Annotated in this window: 19 protein-coding genes; 12 read left to right on the top strand and 7 right to left on the bottom strand. The window is 73.6% G+C overall.

What is annotated here, in order from left to right; all coding sequences use genetic code 11:
• Positions 1–19 precede the first annotated feature (19 nt).
• Positions 20–742: an SDR family oxidoreductase gene (locus ACFWIC_RS21670; RefSeq protein ID WP_380519785.1), complete on the bottom strand. Its 723-nt coding sequence runs from the start codon at positions 740–742 to the stop codon at positions 20–22.
• 96 nt (positions 743–838) lie between these two features.
• On the opposite strand from ACFWIC_RS21670, the gene ACFWIC_RS21675 reads away from it, so the two are divergent.
• The gene (locus ACFWIC_RS21675) at positions 839–1786 is read left to right on the top strand and encodes an AraC family transcriptional regulator (RefSeq protein ID WP_380357841.1); all 948 of its coding nucleotides are present in this window, start codon (positions 839–841) and stop codon (positions 1784–1786) included.
• A 48-nt stretch (positions 1787–1834) separates the two neighbouring features.
• On the opposite strand, the gene ACFWIC_RS21680 is transcribed toward ACFWIC_RS21675, so the two are convergent.
• Positions 1835–2713 carry a LysR family transcriptional regulator gene (locus ACFWIC_RS21680; RefSeq protein ID WP_329949937.1) on the bottom strand — a complete coding sequence of 293 codons (879 nt, stop codon included), beginning with the start codon at positions 2711–2713 and terminating at the stop codon, positions 1835–1837.
• Positions 2714–2836: 123 nt separating this feature from the next.
• Here ACFWIC_RS21680 and ACFWIC_RS21685 point away from each other — a divergent pair, with 123 nt between their 5' ends.
• On the top strand, positions 2837–3700 hold the full coding sequence (locus ACFWIC_RS21685) for an oxidoreductase (RefSeq protein ID WP_329949938.1): 864 nt from the start codon (positions 2837–2839) through the stop codon (positions 3698–3700).
• A 329-nt stretch (positions 3701–4029) separates the two neighbouring features.
• Positions 4030–4563 carry an EF-hand domain-containing protein gene (locus ACFWIC_RS21690; RefSeq protein WP_380519786.1) on the top strand — a complete coding sequence of 178 codons (534 nt, stop codon included), beginning with the start codon at positions 4030–4032 and terminating at the stop codon, positions 4561–4563.
• 436 nt (positions 4564–4999) lie between these two features.
• Here ACFWIC_RS21690 and ACFWIC_RS21695 read toward each other — a convergent pair whose 3' ends face one another.
• Positions 5000–5992 (bottom strand): LacI family DNA-binding transcriptional regulator, encoded by a 993-nt coding sequence (locus ACFWIC_RS21695; protein WP_329949939.1) that lies wholly within the window; start codon positions 5990–5992, stop codon positions 5000–5002.
• A 130-nt stretch (positions 5993–6122) separates the two neighbouring features.
• Between ACFWIC_RS21695 and ACFWIC_RS21700 the strand changes: the two genes are divergently transcribed.
• The 7 genes from ACFWIC_RS21700 (at position 6123) to ACFWIC_RS21730 (ending at position 11103) form a co-directional block, all read left to right on the top strand.
• The gene (locus ACFWIC_RS21700; protein WP_329875909.1) at positions 6123–7034 is read left to right on the top strand and encodes a ribokinase; all 912 of its coding nucleotides are present in this window, start codon (positions 6123–6125) and stop codon (positions 7032–7034) included.
• A 60-nt stretch (positions 7035–7094) separates the two neighbouring features.
• Positions 7095–8441, top strand: a complete 1347-nt coding sequence (locus ACFWIC_RS21705; protein ID WP_329875911.1) for an NtaA/DmoA family FMN-dependent monooxygenase — start codon at positions 7095–7097, stop codon at positions 8439–8441.
• Between the two features lie 31 nt (positions 8442–8472).
• Positions 8473–9072, top strand: a complete 600-nt coding sequence (locus ACFWIC_RS21710; RefSeq protein WP_380519787.1) for a flavin reductase family protein — start codon at positions 8473–8475, stop codon at positions 9070–9072.
• Positions 9065–9490 carry a riboflavin kinase gene (locus ACFWIC_RS21715; RefSeq protein WP_355405604.1) on the top strand — a complete coding sequence of 142 codons (426 nt, stop codon included), beginning with the start codon at positions 9065–9067 and terminating at the stop codon, positions 9488–9490. Before ACFWIC_RS21710 ends, ACFWIC_RS21715 begins: the two co-directional genes overlap by 8 nt.
• Positions 9491–9643: 153 nt before the next feature.
• Positions 9644–10369 carry a nicotinamide riboside transporter PnuC gene (locus ACFWIC_RS21720; RefSeq protein WP_380519788.1) on the top strand — a complete coding sequence of 242 codons (726 nt, stop codon included), beginning with the start codon at positions 9644–9646 and terminating at the stop codon, positions 10367–10369.
• A gap of 123 nt (positions 10370–10492) precedes the next feature.
• A complete protein-coding gene (locus tag ACFWIC_RS21725; protein ID WP_329875918.1) occupies positions 10493–10735 on the top strand; it encodes a plasmid mobilization protein in 243 nt (80 codons plus the stop codon).
• Positions 10732–11103, top strand: coding sequence for a fic family toxin-antitoxin system, toxin component (locus tag ACFWIC_RS21730; RefSeq protein WP_329875919.1), 372 nt, complete (start codon positions 10732–10734; stop codon positions 11101–11103). The genes ACFWIC_RS21725 and ACFWIC_RS21730 overlap by 4 nt, the downstream gene beginning before the upstream one ends.
• Positions 11104–11375: 272 nt before the next feature.
• On the opposite strand, the gene ACFWIC_RS21735 is transcribed toward ACFWIC_RS21730, so the two are convergent.
• Positions 11376–11957 (bottom strand): TetR/AcrR family transcriptional regulator, encoded by a 582-nt coding sequence (locus tag ACFWIC_RS21735; protein WP_329875920.1) that lies wholly within the window; start codon positions 11955–11957, stop codon positions 11376–11378.
• 600 nt (positions 11958–12557) lie between these two features.
• On the opposite strand from ACFWIC_RS21735, the gene ACFWIC_RS21740 reads away from it, so the two are divergent.
• On the top strand, positions 12558–15260 hold the full coding sequence (locus ACFWIC_RS21740; protein ID WP_380519789.1) for an AAA family ATPase: 2703 nt from the start codon (positions 12558–12560) through the stop codon (positions 15258–15260).
• Positions 15261–15328: 68 nt separating this feature from the next.
• Here ACFWIC_RS21740 and ACFWIC_RS21745 read toward each other — a convergent pair whose 3' ends face one another.
• The 3 genes from ACFWIC_RS21745 to ACFWIC_RS21755 form a co-directional block, all read right to left on the bottom strand.
• A complete protein-coding gene (locus ACFWIC_RS21745) occupies positions 15329–15694 on the bottom strand; it encodes a hypothetical protein (protein ID WP_329875923.1) in 366 nt (121 codons plus the stop codon).
• Between the two features lie 180 nt (positions 15695–15874).
• Complete coding sequence (locus tag ACFWIC_RS21750; protein WP_380519790.1) at positions 15875–16936, bottom strand: LLM class flavin-dependent oxidoreductase; 1062 nt, start codon at positions 16934–16936, stop codon at positions 15875–15877.
• 111 nt (positions 16937–17047) lie between these two features.
• A complete protein-coding gene (locus tag ACFWIC_RS21755; protein WP_380519791.1) occupies positions 17048–17785 on the bottom strand; it encodes a VOC family protein in 738 nt (245 codons plus the stop codon).
• 655 nt (positions 17786–18440) lie between these two features.
• Here ACFWIC_RS21755 and ACFWIC_RS21760 point away from each other — a divergent pair.
• Complete coding sequence (locus ACFWIC_RS21760; RefSeq protein ID WP_380519792.1) at positions 18441–19841, top strand: extracellular solute-binding protein; 1401 nt, start codon at positions 18441–18443, stop codon at positions 19839–19841.
• Positions 19842–19938: the final 97 nt, after the last annotated feature.

Below are 19938 nucleotides of genomic sequence, written 5' to 3' on the forward strand. Positions count from 1 at the left end.
GTCCGACAGCAGCCCGGTGTCAGGCCAGGGCGGCGCCGCCGTCGAGGGTGAGGACCGTGCCGGTCGCGTAGCCGTTGCCCAGGAGGTAGAGGTAGGCCGCCGCAGCCTCCTCGGGGCTGCCGACGCGCTGCACCGGAAGGCCGCTGCCCTGCGCCCGGAGGAAGGCCTCCGGCTCGGGCACGGTGCTGTCCCAGAGCTCGGTGCGGATCGCGCCGAGGCGGACCGCGTTGACCCGCAGCGGGGCGAGTTCCAGGGCGAGGGCTCGCGTCAGGCCCTCGACGGCGGCGGTGATGCCGGCGCCGAGCGAGGCTCCGGGGACGGGCCGGGTGGCGAAGGCGCCGGAGGTGAGGGTGATCGAGCCGCCGGAACGGAGCTTCGGTGTGGCGTACTTCGCGGCGAGCACGGCGCCCCAGAAGCGGCGCTCGAAGAACGCTCGGGACTCCTCGGCGGTGAGGTCGGCGAGCGGCTTCAGCAGCAGGGGCTCGCCCGCCGTGTAGACGAGGTGGTCGAACTCGCCGATCCGGTCGAAGAAGGCGACGAGGGCGGCCTCGTCGGCGACGTCCAGCAGGACGCCCTCGGCCGGGTCGCCGAGCTTCCTCACCGCCAGGTCGACCCGGTCCCGGCTGCTGGAGGCGACGACCACGTCCGCGCCCTCAGCCGCCGCGGCCTGCGCGACGGCGAATCCGATGCCGGAGGTACCACCTATGACGACGACACGCCGGGTGTCTGATGTGTTGTTCATGGCGAGGACGCTACGTGTCGCGATCGAGACAGTGAATGACACGAAGTCTCGATTCTCTGTCCGATCGGCTCGATCGCAGCGCCTTAGGGTGAGCGCATGGACATACTCAGCGACACGCTCGCGGCCCTGCGCACCGGGCGTCCGTCCGTGGTCCGGACCGACGCGCAGGCGCCGTGGGGTGTGCGCTTCCAGCCCGTCGCGGGAGCCGGATTTCACGTCGTCGTCGAAGGGCGCTGCTACCTCCTGCCGGTCGGCGGCGATCCGACACCCCTGGGCCCCGGCGACGTCGTGTTCCTGCGGCGCGGCACCGGTCACGCCATCTGCGACGCGGTCACCAGCGAGCCGGTCGCCTTCGAACCCGAGCGCGTCGACACCTCCTCGCCGATCGGGCGTTTCACCGTCGAGGGCGACGGCGCTCGCAGCGTGCTGGTGTGCGGGGCCTACCACCTGGACATCGACCGGCCGCATCCGCTGCTCGGCGACCTCCCGGAGGTCGTCCACCTCCCGGCCGGCCCCGGTCGCCATCCGGCGCTGCGCTCGGCGGTCGACCAGCTCTGCGCCGAGATCCACCGGCCGCGGCCGGGTTCGGACGCGGTGGTCACGGCGCTCGTCGACCTGCTGCTCCTCTACATCCTGCGGTCCTGGTACGCCGAGTTGCCCGGGGAGCGGACGCGGGGCTGGGCCGCGGCACTGGACGACCCGTTGATCGCCCCGGCGCTGAGGGCGATCCACGACGACCCGGCGCATCCGTGGACCGTCGAATCGCTGGGGAGCCGGGCCGGGCTGTCGCGCGCCGCGTTCGCCCGGCGGTTCACCACGGTGGTCGGCGAGCCACCGCTCAGCTACCTGACGACGTGGCGGATGGCCGTCGCGGCACGCACGCTGCGTGAGACGGCCGACTCGCTGAGCGCCGTGGCCGGGAACGCCGGCTACACCTCGGAATTCGCGTTCGCGAAGGCCTTCAAGCGGCACTTCGGCGCCCCGCCCGGGGCCTACCGGCGCGAGCGGCGGACGGCGTCGGCCTCGCGGGCGGCGCCGGGCTGATCCTCCCGGGCGAGGGTCCGGGCTCTCGGCCCCGGGCGGTCGGCCGTTTCAGCCGGCCAGTTCGCGGACCACGGCGGCAAAGCCGTGGACGAGCGGGTTGTCCTCGCCCGCCGGCCAGGCGAGGGCGACCCGCAGCGGCTCGACGTCGGTCAGCGGGACCCAGGCGAGGTCCGGGCGGGTGTAGTAGCGGGCCAGGCTCGCCGGGGCGAAGCAGACGGCCGCGCCCTCCGCGACCTGCTCCAGCATCTCCTCGACGTTGTCGTTGGTCGGCCCCCAGCGCGGCGTCGAACCGTCCGGGCGGGGGTTGACCGCCCACCAGTCGACCCAGGCGCGGGGTGCGCGCTCGGTCCACATCAGCGGTTCGTCGTTGACCTCCAGGACGGATATGCCCGCGCGCCCGGCCAGCCGGTGGCCGGTGGGCAGCCCGACGATCCGCGGCTCGGTGTGGACGGTCTCGTGGTGAAGCCCCGTGAGGTCGGCGGGCAGCCAGACGAAGGCGACGTCCACCCGGCCGTCGCGCAGCGCGTCGGCCTCCTGGCCCCAGTCGAAGCGCTTCGGCTCGACCCGGACGCCCAGGTGCCGGCGGGCGAACTCGGCGCGTGCCCGGGTGGTCAACTCGCCTGCACCGCTGGCCTCGAAGCCGACCCGCAGCACCCCGCTCGCCGCCCGCCGGTGCCGCTCGGCGGCGGCGTTGATCCGCTCGGCCTGGGTGACGGTGCGGCGGGCCTCGGTGAGCACGTCGAGCCCGGCCGCGGTGGCGGTGACTCCGCCGGAGTGGCGGTCGAAGAGACGGACCCCCAGCTCGGTCTCCAGCCTGCGCAGGGCGTAGGAGAGGGCGGGCTGGCTCACGAACAGGCGGGCGGCGGCCCGGCCGAGGTTGCCCTCGTCGGCGATCGCGATCAGGTACCGCAGCTGGCGTAACTCCACTCGGTGATCATAAAGCGTCTTTATCGATCGACCAGGGTTCTGTCTTGGACGTCTTCGATCCCTGGCTGACATAAAAGAGTCCGTCAACTACCGAGTTCTGTCACGCCTTACGGAGGCACCCCCATGACCGGAACCACCCCCGAGACGACCGCGGCCGGTCGGGTCTGGCTGATCACCGGCGCCAACTCCGGCTTCGGCCAGGCGATCGCGGAGGCCGCGCTGGCCGCCGGCGACACCGTGGTGGCAGCCGCCCGCCGGCCCGAGACGCTGGACGCGCTGGTCGCCGCCCACCCCGACCGGGTCGTCCCGGTCCGGCTGGACGTCACCGACCCGGCCCGCATCGCCGCCGTGGTGGCGGACACCCTGCTCTGGTACGGGCGGATCGACGTCCTGGTCAACAACGCCGGGCGCGGGCTGATCGGCGCCGTGGAGGAGTACACCGACCGCGAGTTGCGCGACCTGATGGAGCTTCACTTCTTCGGACCGGCCGCGCTGACCCGTGCCGTCCTGCCGCACATGCGGGCCCAGGGCTCGGGCGCGGTCGTCCAGTTGAGCAGCATGGGCGGCCGGTTCACCTTCGCCGGGGTGGGTGCCTACTCGGCCACCAAGTTCGCGCTGGAGGGCCTCTCGGAGGCGCTGGCGCAGGAGGTCGCGCCGTTCGGCATCAAGGTGCTGATCGTGGAGCCCGGCTCCTTCCGCACCTCCTTCGCCGGAGCGGGCGCGCTGGCCCAGGCGGCCGCCATCCCCGCGTACGAGTCGGTGGTCGGCCCGCTGCGCACCGCGCTGCCGGAGAGCGACGGCAAGCAGCCGGGCGACCCGGCCAAGGCCGCCGCCGCGATCCTGGCCGCCCTGGACGACGAGCGGACCCCGCTGCGGCTCGCCCTCGGGAACGACGCCGTCGACGCGATCCTCGGTCACCTGGACGCCGCGGAGAAGGAGGTCCGGGACTGGGAGGCGGTCGGCCGGGGGACCGACTTCGACGCCTGACGGGCACGGGCCTCGCCGGATCGTCGGGACACGGCGTCGCAGCGGCCGTGGCCGCCGGCCGGCGAGCACGCTCCGACCCAGGAGCCCACCGCGGCTCCGGGGTCGGACCGCGCCCCTGCCGGTGGACGGCCTGCCGCTGCTCACCGTCGAGCGGCCCGTTCCTGCCGGCGCCCGATCGGTGGGAGCGGGTGCACTGCCGAAGACGTCGGCGCAGCCGCCGCGCGTTCACTCCTTCGCGTGAACGGTCCGTATCCGCAGGAGCCCGCCGGGCCCGCCCTGATGGAATCGCGAGGAAGACTTCCTTCGCGACTCCGGAAAGTGGGACATCGATGCGGACAGAAGCAGTCGATCGAGTTCGGTGTGTTTTCACCCTGTTCGACGCAGACGGCAACGGATTCATCGAAGCCGACGACTTCGAGCTGATGGCCGGGCGGGTCATCGAGGCGGTGCCCGGGGCCGCCGGCGCGAAGCACGGCGCGATGCTCAGTGCGTTCCGGGCCTTCTGGGGGAGCCTGGAGACGGAGCTCGACGCCAATCGTGACGGCAGGATCGACTTCGAGGAGTTCCAGGCCGTCGTGCTCGCGCCGGAGCGGTTCGACGAGGCGATCGGGGAGTTCTCCGAGGCACTCTCGACCCTGGCGGATCCGGACGGCGACGGGCTGATCGAGCGACCGGTCTTCGTGGGGGTCATGACGGCCATCGGCTTCGCCCTGCCGAACATCCACTCGCTGTTCGACGGCCTGGAACCCACGAGCACGGACCAGGTGGCGGTGTCGGACTGGGCCGAGTCGATCAGGGACTACTACCGCCCGGACCTGGCCGGCATCCTGGGCGACCGCCTGGTCGGGACTCCCACGGGCTGAGGGCCGCCGGGCGGTCGTCCGGGCGGCCGGGGGAGAGGTTCTGCCGCCCGGTCGAGGACTGAGCCCGCCCAGGCCCTCGGTGATCCGCGGGCCTGGGCTCCCGAGCGGCGCCCGCAGGTGGCTTTTGGGAGCCGCTGCCGCTGCGGTGACGAGCCGCGCCCCGGCCACGGCGTTCGGCCCGCGCGGGAGCGACCGGCTGCGCTCCTTGACCGTGGCGCGCCCGCGCCTCCCGGGTACCTGGACGGGCTGCCCTCCGCGGCCGAGGCCGCCGACGCGGCGCCCGTCCCCCCGGACCCCGGCGTGTGCATCGGTGCCGATGGGGTCGGAACACCCGCCCCCCGGCGCCACCGCGGTGGGGGTCGGGCCCTGCCGCGCCGTGCCGCCGGCGCCCTGGTGCCCGCCGTTTCCGCCGCCGCCGCCGTTTCCGCCTCCGCCGTCAGGCGTCCGCGTCCGTGGAGGCCCGCACCACCAGCTGCGGGGCGAAGCGCTCCACGCTCTCCTCCCTTTCGCCGGCCGGAGCCTGAAGGAGCGTCAGGGCGCGCTCGGCCATCGCGGTGAGCGGGTGGCGGATGGAGGTGATGGGCGGGTCGAGGAGTTCGAGGAGCTCGGTGTCGTCGAAGCCGGTGACGGCGATCTGCCCGGGCACGGAGACCGCCGAGCGCTGCAGCGTGCTGACGAGTCCGACCGCGAGGACGTCCGCGCCGCAGACGACGGCGTCGATCCGGTCGCGCTGTTCGGCGATGCGGCGGCCCGCGGTGCGGCCGGCGTCGGTGGTGAAGCTGGGCAGCAGCACGGTGGTGGCGTCGGTGCCGCGGGCCTCGGTGAAGGCGGCGAGGCGTTCCGCGCCGGAGGAGGACGCCTGGTCGGCGGCGACCAGGGCGATCCGGCGGCGGCCGAGGCTTTCGAGGTGGTCGAGGAGCAGGCGCATCGCGGCGGCGTTGTCGAGGGTGACGGCGACGGTGCCGGAGCCCGTGGCCCAGCGGTCGAAGAGGACGACCGGCGCGCGTTCGGCGGCGGCCCGGACGGCGGGCCCGGACGCGCCGGCGGAGACGGGGACGACGAGCAGGCCGTCGACCCGGCCGCCGAGCAGGGTCTCGATCTGCTCGGCCTCGATGGCGGTGTCGTTGGCGGCGTCGGAGACCACCAACTGGCCTCCGGCGGCGCGGACCTGCTGGGCGAGGGCGTCGGCGAGCTGGACGAAGTACGGGTTGGCGAGCGAGGGGACGACCACGCCGACGGTGCCCGTGGTGCCGGTCCGCAGCGCCCGGGCGGAGTGGTTGGTGCGGTAGCCGAGGCGCCGGGCGGCCTCCTCGACGCGGCGGACGAGGTCCGCGTCGACGTTGCGCGGGGTGCCGGCCAGGACGCGTGAGGCGGTCGCGCGGGAGACGCCGGCGGCCGCTGCCACGTCGAGGAGTCGGGGCGCTGTCACGTGGGTGGTCCTTCGCGGTCGGAGACGTGCTCAGTGGGTCTGAGCCGGCGGAAATGCGCAGCACGAGGGTACTTGACGGTTTTCTGGGGCTGGTCCACAGTGTGGGAGATCGATCTCCCAAGGAGTGTGGATGCCGCCCATCACCGTCGTAGGTTCGGTCAACCGCGACCTCGTCCTGACCGTCGAGGACCTGCCGCGCCCCGGCGAGACCGTGCTCGCACGGGGATTTGTCGAGGGCGTCGGCGGCAAGGGTGCCAACCAGGCCGTCGCGGCGGCCCGGCTCGGGTCACGGGTGCGTCTGGTCGCCCGGGTCGGCGCGGACGCCGGTCCCATCCTGCGGGCGCTCGCCGCCGAGGGCGTGGACGTCGAGGCGGTGCGCCCGGCGCCGGAGAGCATCACCGGGATCGCCTCCGTCGTGGTCGACCGGGCCGGTGAGAACACCATCGTGGTCAACCCGGGCGCGAACGCCGAACTGTCGGTCGCGGACCTTCCGCAGCGGCTGGCCCGGTCCGCGGGGGAGGTGGTCCTGGTCCAGCACGAGATCACCGCCGAGGTGGCCGCCGCCGCCGTACTGCGGGCCCGGGAGCAGGGCGGCACGGTCGTCCTCAATCCGGCCCCGGCCCGGCCGGTCGCCCCGGAGGTGCTGGCCGCCGTCGACGTCCTCGTCCCCAACCTCGGCGAACTCGCCACCCTGCTCGGAGCCGAGCGGCCCACCGGGCCGGACGGCGCACGCGAACTGCTGGAGCGGGCCGCGCTGCCCTGCGGGGCCGTCGTCGTGACGCTCGGCGCGGACGGAGCGCTGGTCAAACAGCCGGGCCGCCCCGCCGTGCACCTGCCGGCCCCCGTCGTGGACGCCGTCGACACCGTCGGCGCCGGCGACACCTTCTGCGGAGCCCTCGCGGACTCCCTAGCCCGCGGCGCCGACCTGCTCGCCGCGGCCGAACGCGCCGTCCGTGCGGCCTCGCTGGCCGTCACCGGGCTCGGCGCCCAGTCCTCCATGCCGTACGCGGCGCAGCTCGACGCCCCCGCCGCCGTGTCCTGACGGAACGCACCTCCGTCGCCCCTCCCTCGGCACCACCCCCAGTTCAACGGAGAACCACCCATGCGCAACCTCAAGCTCGGACTGTTCGAGAACGCCCAGACCAACGCGAGCGGCACCGCCACCTGGCGCCACCCGGACAGCCGCCGGCACCTGTTCGACACCTTCGGGTACTGGCGCGAGATCGCGGCGATCTGCGAGGACGCCAAGCTGGACTTCCTGTTCCTGGCCGACGCCTGGGGCTGGTCGGAGATCGACGGGGTGCGCCCGCCGATCGCCACCGAGGAGACCTTGGACCTGCCGCGCCTGGACCCGTTCGTGATCGCCTCGGCCCTGCTCGCGAGCACCACCGACCTGGGCCTGGTGGTGACCGGATCGGTGCTGGTCGAACCGCCCTACGCGTTCGCCCGCCGACTGGCCACCCTGGACCAGCTGTCCGGCGGCCGGCTCGGCTGGAACGTCGTGACCACCGGCACCGCCGACACGGCGGTCAAGGCCTTCGGCATGGACATGGTGGCGCACGACGACCGGTACAGGATGGCCGAGGACTTCCTCGACCTGGTCTACAAGTACTGGGAGGGCGCCTGGGAGCCGGACGCCCTGGAGAAGGACAAGGACGGCCGGTTCGCCGACCCGGCGAAGGTCCACCTGGTCGAGCACGACGGCCCGTACTTCCGCTCGCGCGGCTACGGCAACACCGCCCGCTCCCCGCAGGGCACCCCGGTGCTGTTCCAGGCCGGAGCGTCCCCGGCCGGGCGACGGGTCGGCGGGCGGCACGGCGAGTGCATGTTCGTCGGCAGCGGCTCGGTGGCGCAGCTCGCCGGGCACACCACGGCGATCCGCGAGGAGGCCGTGAAGGCGGGCCGACGCGCCGACGAGGTCAAGGTGATGTCGGCGTTCTCCTGTGTGGTCGGAGCCACCACCTCCGACGCCGAGCGCCGCTGGCAGCGCGTCCTGGACGCCCAGCGTCCGGAGGTCACCGTCGCCAGCTACGCCATGTTCACCGGCCTCGACCTCTCCTCGTACGCGCCCGGCACCCCGATGTCGGAGCTGTCCACCGAGATGTCGCAGACCCAGGTCGCCCGCTTCGCGGGCAGGACCGTCGGCGACGTGCTCGCCGACTGGCACACCCACGGTGTCGGCGCCCGCCCGGTGGTCGGCACCGCCGAGGAGATCGCCGACGAGATCTGCGCCCTGGCGGAGGGCGCCGACCTGGACGGCTTCCTGCTCTCGCCGACCGTGCAGCCGGCCTCCACCACGGAGTTCGTGGAGTCGGTGCTCCCGATCCTGCGCGCCCGCGGTGTCTTCCGCGGCGAGTACACGGCCGGTGAGTCGCTGCGCGAGCGGCTGACCGGCGCCTCCGACCGCGCCCTGCCTGCCAGCCACCCGGCCGCGCAGCACCGTCACTGACCACCCCACGCGCGACGAGAGGACGACGACCATGGTCACTCCCGCCCACCATCCGACCCCGCCCGCCGCGTCCGCGGAGCTGACCGCTGCGGAGCTGACCGCTGCGGAGCCGACCGCTGCGGAGCCGAACGGTGCGGAGCCCGACGCCGCGGAGCTGAACGCGGCGGTGCTGCGCCAGGCGTTCGGCGCCTACCCCACCGGTGTGGTCGCGATCGGTGCGCTGCGCGGCGGCGGACCGATCGGGCTCGCGGTGAGCTCCTTCGTGTCGATCTCGCTGGAGCCGCCGATGGTCGCGGTCAGCGTGGCCCGCTCCTCGACCACCTGGCCGAGGCTGGCAGGGGCGCCCGTGCTGGGGCTGAGCGTGCTCAGCCGTGACCAGGGCGCGCTCTGCCGGCGGCTCGCCTCCCGCGCGGGCGACCGCTTCGAGGGCACCGCGTGGCAGGCGACGCCGGACGGTGCGGTGCTGATCCACGACACGGCCCTGTGGCTGACCGCCCGGGTGAGCGCGGTGTACGACGGCGGCGACCACGAGATCGTCCTGATGGAGCTGCTCACCGCCGAGCTCTTCCCCGGGGTGGAGCCGCTGGTCTTCCACACCAGCCAGTTCCGCGAGCTCACCCCGCATGGCTGACACACCGACGACCCCCCTGGCCGGCACCGTGGTGCACGGCGCCGGCCGGGGGACGGGCCTGGGATTCCCCACCGCCAACGTCGCTCCCGACCCCGGCACTCCCGTCCCACCGCCCGCGATCTACAGTGGCTGGCTGGCCCGCCGCGCGACCGGCACCGTGCACCGCGCGACGATCAGTGTCGGCACCAACCCCACCTTCTGCGACACCTCCGAGATCCACACCGAGGTGTACTGCCACGACGCCCCGGGCGATCTGTACGGCGAGCGCGTCGACCTCTGGTTCGTCGCCCGCATCCGGGACACCGAGAGGTTCGCCTCGGCGGACGAGCTGGTGCTCGCCGCACGGGAGGACGTCCGCCGCTCGGAGGCCCTGCTGGACTCCGCGTACGGACGGCACGTCCGCAACGTCCTCTCCTGACCCCGTCACCACGCCCCACCTGCTCGGCGCGCGTTCCCGCCCCCTCGGTGACCGCGCCCTGCGCCCACGCGCCCGGTCGGCCCCGCTTCCCCCGCTTCGGCGGGGCCGACCGTCGATCCCCCTCCTCGCTCCGAACGAACAAAGGTGTGAGTCATGAGCGCATTCCACTGGCTGAACGAGCAGTTCAGCTTCTTCGGTCTCCCCGTCTACTGGTCCGACTTCCTGGGCAACCTCCTGGCGCTCGCCACCGTCTGGCTGGCCCTGCGGCGCTCGCTGGTGGCCTGGCCGGTGCAGATCCTCGGCTCGGTGCTGCTGCTGATCGCCAGCCTGAACGTGCATCTCGGCGGCAACGCCGCCCGGCAGATCGTGATCATCGTCTCGGCCTCCTGGGGCTGGGCGACCTGGAAGCGCAGCCGCGAGCAGGAAGGCACCATCAACGTCCGCTGGGCGTCGAGCCGTGAACGCGTCGCGCTGATCGCCGCGATGGTGCTGGGGACGGCCGTGTTCGGCGCGGTGCTGAGATGGACGGACGCCTCGTTCTACCCCGGCGCGCCGTTGTGGATGGTCCTCGCGGACGCCTGGATCTTCATCGGCTCGATCCTCGCCATGTACAGCCAGGCCCGCCGCTACGTCGAGTTCTGGTTCGTCTGGCTGGCCGTCGACCTGGTGGGCGTGCCGCTCGCGGTCCACTCCGAGCTGTACTTCTCCGGCATCGTCTACGGGATCTTCTTCGTGATGGTGCTGCTCGGCATCCGCGACTGGGCCTCCCGCAGCAAGCCGCAGGAGATCGCCTCGCCGCTGGAGCCCGCCGTCCTGGTCGAAGGCCGGGACGACGCCCGCCCGGCCGGCGGCCCGTCCCGAGCCGGGATCCCCGACTGAGCGCGGCTCACGTCCGCCACCCCCTCGTGCGTCGGCCGCCCGCCCCCTCAAGGGTGGGCGGCCTGCGTCGGATCCGGCCCGGGGGTGTTGTAGCGCACGATACGCACGGCTACGCTGACGGGCGTGAAGCAACTGAACGTCCGCCTGGACGAGACGACCCACGAAGCCCTGGAGCAGCGCGCCGAGGCGGCCGGGATGAGCCTGCCCGACTACGCGCGCAAGGTCCTGGTCGAGGAGGCCGACGAGAGGCGCGAGCGCTTCCTGACCGCCGCCGCGCACTTCTCGCAGGCGTGGGCGCCGGCCTTCGAGGCCGGGTTCGGCCCCTACCCGCAGAGCGCCCGGTCCGGCACGGCGGACGCGGCGTGATCCTGCGCGTCGACCGGGCCTGGCTCCTGGACGTCACCCACCAGTTCCTGGCCGCAGACCCCGACGTCACGGACTACGGCACGCTCGCCGCCGCGGTCGCCCGCCACGTCGACGAGGTCATGGAGGTGCCCGTGTACGGGGCCGTGCACCAGCGTGCCGCCGCGCTCATGCACCAGCTCATCCGCGTCCCGGCCCTGGAGTACGCCAACGAGCACTTCGCCGCCGTCGTCGCCGCCTCCTACCTCAGCGCCTCCGGTGTCATCGTCACCGCCGAACCGAAGGCCGCCGTCGCCCTGGCCGCCCGTGTCCGCGACGGACAGGCCGACGTGCGCGAGACCGCCACCGCCATCCGCACCTGGTACCGCTGAGCCGCGGCCGGGGGCGGCGCCGCAGGACGCGCCACCACCCCCGGCCGCGGATCGCTGATGCTCACACTGACGGAACCCGGCCCGTGTCCGTCGTCGTAGTGGAGGAATCCCGAGGCCGTGCCGGACTCGTCGAGCGTGAGCCGCCCGTCCTCGAACGACCCGCGGCCGGAGATCCGGGTGACCGTCCCCGGGGGCATGAACGCCGCCAGCTGGGCCGAGATCGGGCCCGAGCGCCGGCCTCCGCCGGCGGGGCCGTGGCCGGTGGCGGCCGGTCAGGTGTCGGTGCCGACCGCGGGCCGGCGTGTGTAGTGGGCGAAGAGGGCGTCGGCGACGACGGCCCACTGGGTGCGCAGGTCGAAGCCTTCGGGGTCCATGAGCCAGTGCAGCTGGAGGCCGTCGAGGACGGCCGGCACGACCTGGAGGAGTTCCGGCGCGGCGTCGGTGTCGACGCGGCTGCGGGCCTCCCGGATCAGGAGTTCGGTGCGGCCGTCGAAGTAGGCGCGAGCGGGGTGGGCGGGGTCGAGGGCCTCGGCCTGGACCATGGCGTACAGCTGGGCCCGGCGCGGGTGGCAGGCGTTGTAGTCGACGATCGCGTCGAGCGCGGAGCGCAGGTCGGGGCTGCCCGCGACGACGGCGTAGAGGTGCGGGCCGTCGATCCCGTCACGGTGCTCCAGGAGGGCGAGGAGCAGGGTGGGCATGTCCGGGAAGTAGTGCATCACGCCCGGGGCGGACATGCCGCAGCGGCGGGCGAGTTCGCGCAGCGACAGGCCCTTGTAGCCCTCCTCGGAGACCACGTCCATCGCGGTGTCGAGGATGGACAGCCGCCGCTCCTGCGGGGTCATTCGGGTCGCCACTACGCCTCCTGATCAGGGCCCCTTCGGCGGGCCTTGCCGGGGCCGCGGGGCTGGCCTAGAGTACCCCCGCCAGCTTATCTAACGGATGTTAGATAGTTCTGACGCCGGGGAGGGACGTCGTGACCGCCACCTCGTGCGAGGCCGTCGACGTCGCCTCCGTCGTGCCGGTCGCCGGCGTGACGCTGCCCTTCCGGCTGCCCGCCGCGACCGGCACGGCCGTCACCGGCCTCGGCTCCGGCACGGGCCGGGCCGTCGGCCCGGCCCGGATGCCCGAAGGGCTGCCCGGAGAGCCTGCTCCTGCGCGGAGGTTCTCGGCGTCCTTGGTACCGTCACCGCTCTGCCGCCGACCGTCGGTCCCTTCGCCGTCGGCCCCTTCGACGGCGGTGCTGTCATCACCCTCGCCATCCTCCCGATCCGATCCGTGAGGCAGGTACCCCCGTGAACCGCACCGCTGCCCCCGCACCTCCGCGTCCCGGCGCCCGCGACGGCGTCCCGCTCACCGTCACCACCGGTACCCCGGTGAGGGGAGGTCCCGGGCCCGACGGCCGGGGCGGCCACCTCCGGATCGGGGCCACCCGCAGGGAAGGGGGTGGGGAACGAATGCTCCTGGAACGCGACGAGGTGCTGGGCACGGCCGCGGCAGCCGCGGCAGCCACGCGTGCGGGCAGCGGCCGGTGGATCCTCCTCTCCGCGCCGGTCGCCGGCATGGGGCGGACCGCGGTGCTGGAGACGATCGTCCGCCGCGAGTCCGGCCGCGGCGCGATGCGCGTCGGCCGGGCGCGCGGCGTGGCGGAGGAGACGGCGTTCCCGTTCGGAATCGTTCGGCAGCTCTTCACGGACGACGAAGCCGTGCCCTTCTCGGTGCCGACCGGGATGGACGAACAGTGGCTGTTCCACCGCCTGGTGACGCGACTGACCCGGTCCGCCGCCGAGCGGCCGGTCCTGCTCGTGGTGGACGACCTCCACCATGCCGACGAGCCGTCCCTGCGCTGGATCGGCTACCTCGCCCGCCGGATCGCCGAGATCCCCGTCCTGCTGGTGGTCACCGAGTGCGCGGACCAGCCCGGTCCGGTGCCCTTCCCACCCTCCACGGGCGGGGCCGTCGCCCTCCGCCCCCTCAGCGAGTCCACCGTCGTCCGCCTCGCCCGGGCCGCCGACCTGGACCGGGACGACACCGCGACCTGCGTCGAAGCGGGTGCCGGCAACCCGGCCCTGGTACGGGCGCTCATCGCCGACCTCGGCGGCGGACCGCCGTCCGGCCCGAAGTCCGCCCGGCCGCACGGCCGTTACCGCGACACGATCGCCGACTGGCTGAGGAAGGCCGATCCGTGCTTACGCCACGCCTGTCTCGCCCTCGCTGTCGCGGCGGAGGGCGACCCGCCTGCCGGCCCCGGTCCCGATCACCGGCTCTGCGACCTCTGCACGTCCGCGCGAGCCCCGGGCGAGCGGCCGGCGCACCACCTGGACGCACTGCTGAGTCACCCCCTCGCCCGCGGGGCCGTGCTCGCCGCCGCCGATCCGGAGGAGGTCGCCGCACTGCACGCCCGTGTCGCGGAACTGCTCGACGAGAGCGGTGCCCCTGCGACGGCCGTGGCCTCCCGGCTCCTGCACGTGGAGCGGCCCGGCGCGACGTGGATGGCCCGCGCGCTCTCCGAGGCCGCCGAGGAAGCCGCGCGCAACGGTCACGTCGCGCAGTCCGCCGCGTACCTGCGCCACGCCCTGAGCGGCACGCTCGACCCGGACCGGCGCGCCGCCCTCACCGTGCGCCTCGGCGCCCTGGAGCTTGCGAACAACCCGACGGCCGGTATCCGTCGACTCCACACCGGACTGGAACTGCACACCGACGTCCGGGAACGGGCCGCCGCGGCGACCGCCCTCAGCGCGGCCCTCGTCGCGGTCCGGGACCCCGACACCGCCATGCGGGTCCTGCGCCAGGCCGGTCGCGCCGCCGCCGACGACGAACTGGTCCAGGTGTTGCAGACCCTCGGCGCGCTCGTCGCCTCGCACGACAACGACGAGTGGCGCGGGGCCGTCGCCGGCCTGCGCGCGCTCGCCCCGACGGCGCCCCCCGCCATCGAGCCGCTGGTGTGCGGGCTGATCACCGAGTACGAGGCCGGCGCCGGTCTCTGCTCGGCGGCCGAGGCACTCGCCCGGATCCGACCGCGCCTGGCGACGCGGGTCGACCCGCGTCTGCGGACGGCCTGGTTCGGCAGCGCGGCCACCCTGTTGCAGTGGGCCGACTGTCTGGACGAGGCCCGCGAGCTGACCGGCCTGTGCCTGCCCGGCCTTTCCGTCCCCCCGGCCCTGACGGACGTCGGTGTGCAGTGCCTGCTGAGTGTCCGGGCCGAGACGGCGCTCTGGGAGGGCGCGTTCGACCGCGTCGTCGCCGAGAACGCGCCGCTGGTGGAGGCGGCCGGCGAGCGGGGCGTCCGGTTGCCGCACCTGTCGGCGATGGTGGCGTCCGCCCGGTACGAGAAGGGCGATCGCGCCGGGGCGTGGGAGGCCGTGGCCCTCGCCGGACAGCGCGGCAGCGAGAGTTCCTGGGAGTGGAACGAGCTCAGCTACACGCGGGCCGTGCTGCATGCGGCGGACGGCGACTGGCACGCGGCTCTCGACGACTACCTGGCCTGCGGAGCCGGCCAGAGCGCCCACGACTTCGTCAGCCCGGTCGCCACGCCGTGGCGCTCGGGAGCGGCGTTCGCCCTGGTCCGGCTCGGGCGGCGGCAGGAAGCCCGCGAACTCGCCGAGGAGGAGCTGCGCCACGCCCGGACCTGGGGCACCGCGCGTACCGTCGGCCGGGCGCTGCGGGCGTACGCCGCGGCCGTGGGCGGCAGGCTGGCGCTGTGTTCGCTGACCGAGGGCGCCGAACTGCTCAGGCCGAGTGCCGCGCCCGTGGAACTCGCGGAGGTCCTGGTCGACCTCGGCCGGGCCCAGATCGAGGCGGGCAGCGCCCGCAAGGGCCGCGACACGCTGCGGGAGGCGCACGCCGTGGCCCTGCGGCCGGCCCCCGCGCCCGCTTCGGGGGCCGCTCCGGGAGCCGGGGGGCCGGCCGCCGTCGGCCGTCTCCTCGCCCTGACCCAGGACGCCTTGCGCGAGGGCGGGGTACGGAGCAGGAACGGCGGGCACGCCCTGACCCCGGCCGAACGGCGCGTGGCCGAACTGGCGGCGGTGGGGAACACCAACGCCCAGATCTCCTCCGCGCTGTGCCTCACCCTCCGCACCGTGGAAACGCACCTCACCAACTCGTACCGGAAGCTGCGGATCGCCCGGCGTTCCCAACTGGTGGCGGTGCTGCAGCAGTAGGCGTCGCGGGCCCACCCCGGCCTCGCCGTGCGCAGACGGTGTTCCGGCGCGTGGCCCGGGGGCGTGGCTCAGAGGCGGGAGACCCGTAGGGCCCAGGCGATCAGGGGAGCCTGAAGCGGTACCCGGGCCAGGGCGGCGACGCGAAGCGGTGCGGGACGGTGGCGCCAGTCCCGGGCCATCTTGACGTTGGCGGGCAGGACCGCGACGAACAGGCCGGCTGCGGCCAGCGCGCCGGCCCGGCGGGTGGGCGGGCAGGCGATGGCCGCGCCGACGGCGAGCTCCGCCACCCCGCTGAGCCGGGTCCAGGTGCGCGGATCACCGGGGAGGCCGCGGGGCACCATGGCGTCGAACGGGCGGGGGACGGCGAAGTGTGCCACCCCGGCGCCGAGCAGCAGGCCGCTCAGGAGAGCGGCGGATCGGGGCAGGGTCGGCATGGTGCTCCTCCAGGTACGGGCCCGCGCCCGGGCTCGATTACCGAAGAGTAACCATGTGGCGCCCGGAGCGGAAGCCGTCGTGCCGTCCGTGACCGACCCGGGCCGCCGCGACGGAAGGGGACGCAGGGTCGGCGACCCGGTCGGCGGAACAGTCGCGCCCGGCCCGCGCCGTCCCCGCCGTCAGTCCTGGGTCCCCGCGGGGAGCGGCCTCAGACCGGCGACCTGTGCGAGGAGGCGGTAGGAGGTGAACAGCGCGTCGCGGTCGTAGGTGCTGGTGGCGAGGAGGAACTCGTCCGCCGCGGCGCGCTCCATCAGCTCGGTGAGGCGGGCCCACGCCTGCTGAGGGGTGCCCGCGATGTGGCCGGTGAGCGACTGCTGGAACGCCGCACGTTCGCGCGGGGTCATCGTCCGGGACAGGATCTCCCCGGTGGGGGCCAGCGGCGGGAACTCGCCGTGGGTCCGGGAGTGGGCGGCGGCCCAGGCCTCGGGGACGAGGAGGTCGCGGGCCTCGGACTCCGACCCGGCGACGGCGACCGTACCCGAGAGCACGACGTACGGCCGGGAGGCGCGGGCCGAGGGGCGGAAGCGCTCCCGGTAGCGGTCGATCGCCTCGAACATCCGCTCCTGCCCTCGCGCGGCCGCGATCACCAGGGGGAGCCCGGCCTCGGCCGCGACGTCCGCGCCGGCGCCGGTGGCCAGCACGAACGCCGGTACGTCCAGACCCTCGGCCGGCCGGGCGTGAACGCCGTGGGGGGCGCTCGACGGCGCATCGAAGTAGGCCAGCAGTTCGGCGAGTTGCTCGGGAAACCGGTCGGCGGAGTCCTTCTCCCGGCCCAGCGCCCGCCGTACCCCGTCGGTGAACCCCACCGAACGGCCGAGACCCATGTCGATCCGGCCCGGGAACAGGGCGGCGAGCACACCGAACTGCTCGGCCACGACCAGCGGTTGGTGGTTGGGGAGCATCACCCCGCCCGTCCCCACTCTGATCCGCTCCGTTGCCGAGGCCACCGCTGCGGCCAGCACGGTCGGGGCCGAACCGGCCACGCCCGGGACGCCGTGGTGCTCGGACACCCAGAACCGGTGGTAGCCGAGCCGCTCGGCCTCGACGGCGAAGGCCACGGTGTCCCGCAGCGCCCGGGCCGGTTCCTCCCCCCTGCGGGTCCGGGAACGGTCCAGCACCGACAGTCGGAAGGGCGGCGTCGTGGTCACTCCCGCCACAACGGGCGCTGCCGCCCGGCTCATTCCCGTACGACGGAAAAGGCCACCTGCCCGGCCGGTCCCCGGCGCCGACCACCGGGGACCGGCCGTGGGGGAGCGGCCGTGCCTACGGGCCGGGTGTCGTCGGGCTCCGCGTCAGCGCGGGGCGAGGACGCAGAACTCGTTGCCCTCGGGATCGGCCAGGACCGTCCACGGCACGTCGCCCTGGCCCACGTCGGCGGGCGTCGCGCCGAGAGCCCGCAGCCGCGCCGCCTCCTCGACCCGGTCGCCCCCGGGGTACGGGCGGAGGTCGAGGTGGAGACGGTTCTTCACGGTCTTCTCGTCGGGGGTGCGGATGAATTCGAGGTACGGGCCGACGCTCCTGGCGGAGCGCAGCACGGCCTGGTCGTCCGTCACCTCGTGGACGGTCCAGTCCATCGCCTCGCCCCAGAACCCCGCCATGGCCCTCGGGTCCGCACAGTCGACCACCACCGAGGCCATCGGCCCGGTGTCCAGGTAGCGCTCGCGGGGCTCCAGTACGCAGAACTCGTTGCCCTCGGGGTCGGCCAGGACCGTCCACGGCACGTCGCCCTGGCCCACGTCGGCGGGCGTCGCGCCGAGGGCCTTCAGCCGTGCGACCAGCTCCGCCTGATGGGCTGCCGAGGTGGTGGCGAGGTCGATGTGCAGACGGTTCTTCACCGTCTTGGGGTCGGTGGCGCGAACGACGTCGATGCAGACGGCGACGGGGTCGGGATAGACGAAGCCCACGGGTTCGAGGTTGGTCACACCGGGGCCCTCGCTGTCGATGCCCCAGCCGAGTACCTCCGCCCAGAACCGGCCGACCGCGGAGTCGTCCCGGGCATTCATCGAAATCTGAACAAGCCGTGTCGTCATGCCGCCGACCCTATGCATGCCGTCCCGCGTCGACAAACACATATCCCGGCCTGGGAGGGATCCGTGGTGCTCCGTGGCATCCGGTGCTCGATTCTCCGGGGAGGAGGTGGTCGTGACAGTAGAGCGCGCTCGCCGAGCACCTCACAAGATGCATGCAAGGTTCTTTCTAAGATTTGCCGACTTCATGCAGTAGCGGAGAGTGGATCTTGCGGACGTGGAGCCGGGCCTTCCGCTGGTGGGCGGCCCCGGCAGTGATCCGGCAGTGTTCGGGCGGCGAAGTGCGGGAGGTGTGACCCGCCGGCAGATCCCAGGGAGGGGTGAGTGTGTAGCCGGTTGAGGCCGCAGCCGACCAGGTCGTCGGGGCATCGCGGCGGGCTATCTTGTTTTTGCGAAATTCTGTCGACATCTTGTGGTCATCTGGGCGGGATGGTTAAGTGAGCGGCGCGCCGAGGGGTGGTCGCCGACAGGTCCCGAGAGGGTCCGCGACGTGCCCCCGGGGCGTCCGAGCCGCGCAGTCCAGGAGTGCGCGGGCCTCGCTTCCGCACGTCCCCGCCCCCGTCACCAGGACCGGGGCGATCCCCACCGGAACACCGGGGCTCCCCCGCGCCCCGGCACCGGCCCTGCCCGCCGTGCCTGTAGAAGGGTCCTCTCCCCCATGAAGACGAATCGGCTTCTCCGCAGATCCCTCGCCGCCGTGGCCGTCGGCGCCCTGGTCCTCCCGGCCGCCGCGTGCAGCAGCTCCGCCGATAGCGGCTCCTCGGGCGACCCCGGCGCGCCGAACGGAGCGGAGGCCCCGCTGGACCCGTCCGCCAAGGTCACCATCAGCGCCGACTGCCAGCCGCCGACCACGAAGCCGGGGGAGCGCAGGCAGTGGGAGGAGGACATCGCGGAGTTCAACAAGACCTACCCGAACGTCACCATCAGGGCCACCGACGCCTCACCGTGCAACGAGCCCGCCAAGTTCACCGCGCAGCTCGCCGGCAAGACCCAACCCGACCTCTTCTACGCCTACTTCACGGACCTGGGCCAGGCGCTCGACGCCGGCGCGGTCGAGGACATCAGCGCGTACGTCAACGAGACGACCGTCCCGGCCCTGAAGGACATCGACCCCTCGGTGCTCGACACCCTCAGGAGCGAGGGCAAGCTCTACGGCCTCCCGGTCACCAACTACAAGATGGGCCTCATCTACAACCGCAAGCTCTTCACCCAGGCCGGTCTCGACCCCGACAAGCCGCCGACGACCTGGGCGGAGATCCGGACGGCCGCCCAGAAGATCTCCGCGCTCGGCAACGGCGTCAACGGCTACGGCGAGTACAGCGCGACCAACCAGGGCGGCTGGCACTTCACCGCCGAGCTGTACGGCCTCGGCGGCAGGATGACCGGTGACGACGGCAGGAAGGCCGCCTTCAACACCCCCGAGGGCAAGCAGGTCCTGCAGAACCTCCACGACATGCGCTGGACCGACGGCACGATGGGCGCCGCCCAGGGGCTCAAGTGGCCCGACCTGATGACCCAGACCTCCACCGACAAGCTCGGCATGTACATCGGGGCGCCGGACGACATCACGTACATGGTCCAGACCCTCAAGGGCAACTACGCCGACTACGGCATGGGTCCGATGCCAGGAGGCAGGGCCACCCTGCTCGGCGGCGACACCCGGCTCTTCAAGAAGGGGTCCACGCCCGACCAGATCAAGGCCGGCATCGCCTGGGTCACCTTCAAGTACCTGACCATGGGCAAGGGCCAGTTCGACTACGCCCGCAACAGGTCGGACAACCTGCCCGTCGGCATCCCTCAGCCCAACTTCTTCACCGGTTCGACCCTCGCGGCGGACAACGCGGCCAAGGCCGCCAGCGCAACCGTCCCGGTCCGGAACTACGCGCCCTACATCTCCGAGCAGGTCCCGGGAAAGACCGAGCCGGCCAACGCCCAGCAGCTCTACAAGGTCCTCGACAACGCGGTCTCCGCCGTGCTCACCGACCGGGGCGCCGACATCGACAAGCTGCTCGCCGACGCCGAGTCCCAGGCCAACAAGATCCTGGCGAGCCTCGGTTAGCCGACGCGGGGGACAACCCGCCCCGGGCCTCAGCCGCCCACGGCCACCCCGACGGACACACACGGATACGAAGACCGACCGACAAGCAGACCGACCG

Source organism: Kitasatospora sp. NPDC127035 (assembly GCF_042726075.1).
Taxonomy (GTDB): Bacteria; Actinomycetota; Actinomycetes; order Streptomycetales; family Streptomycetaceae; genus Kitasatospora.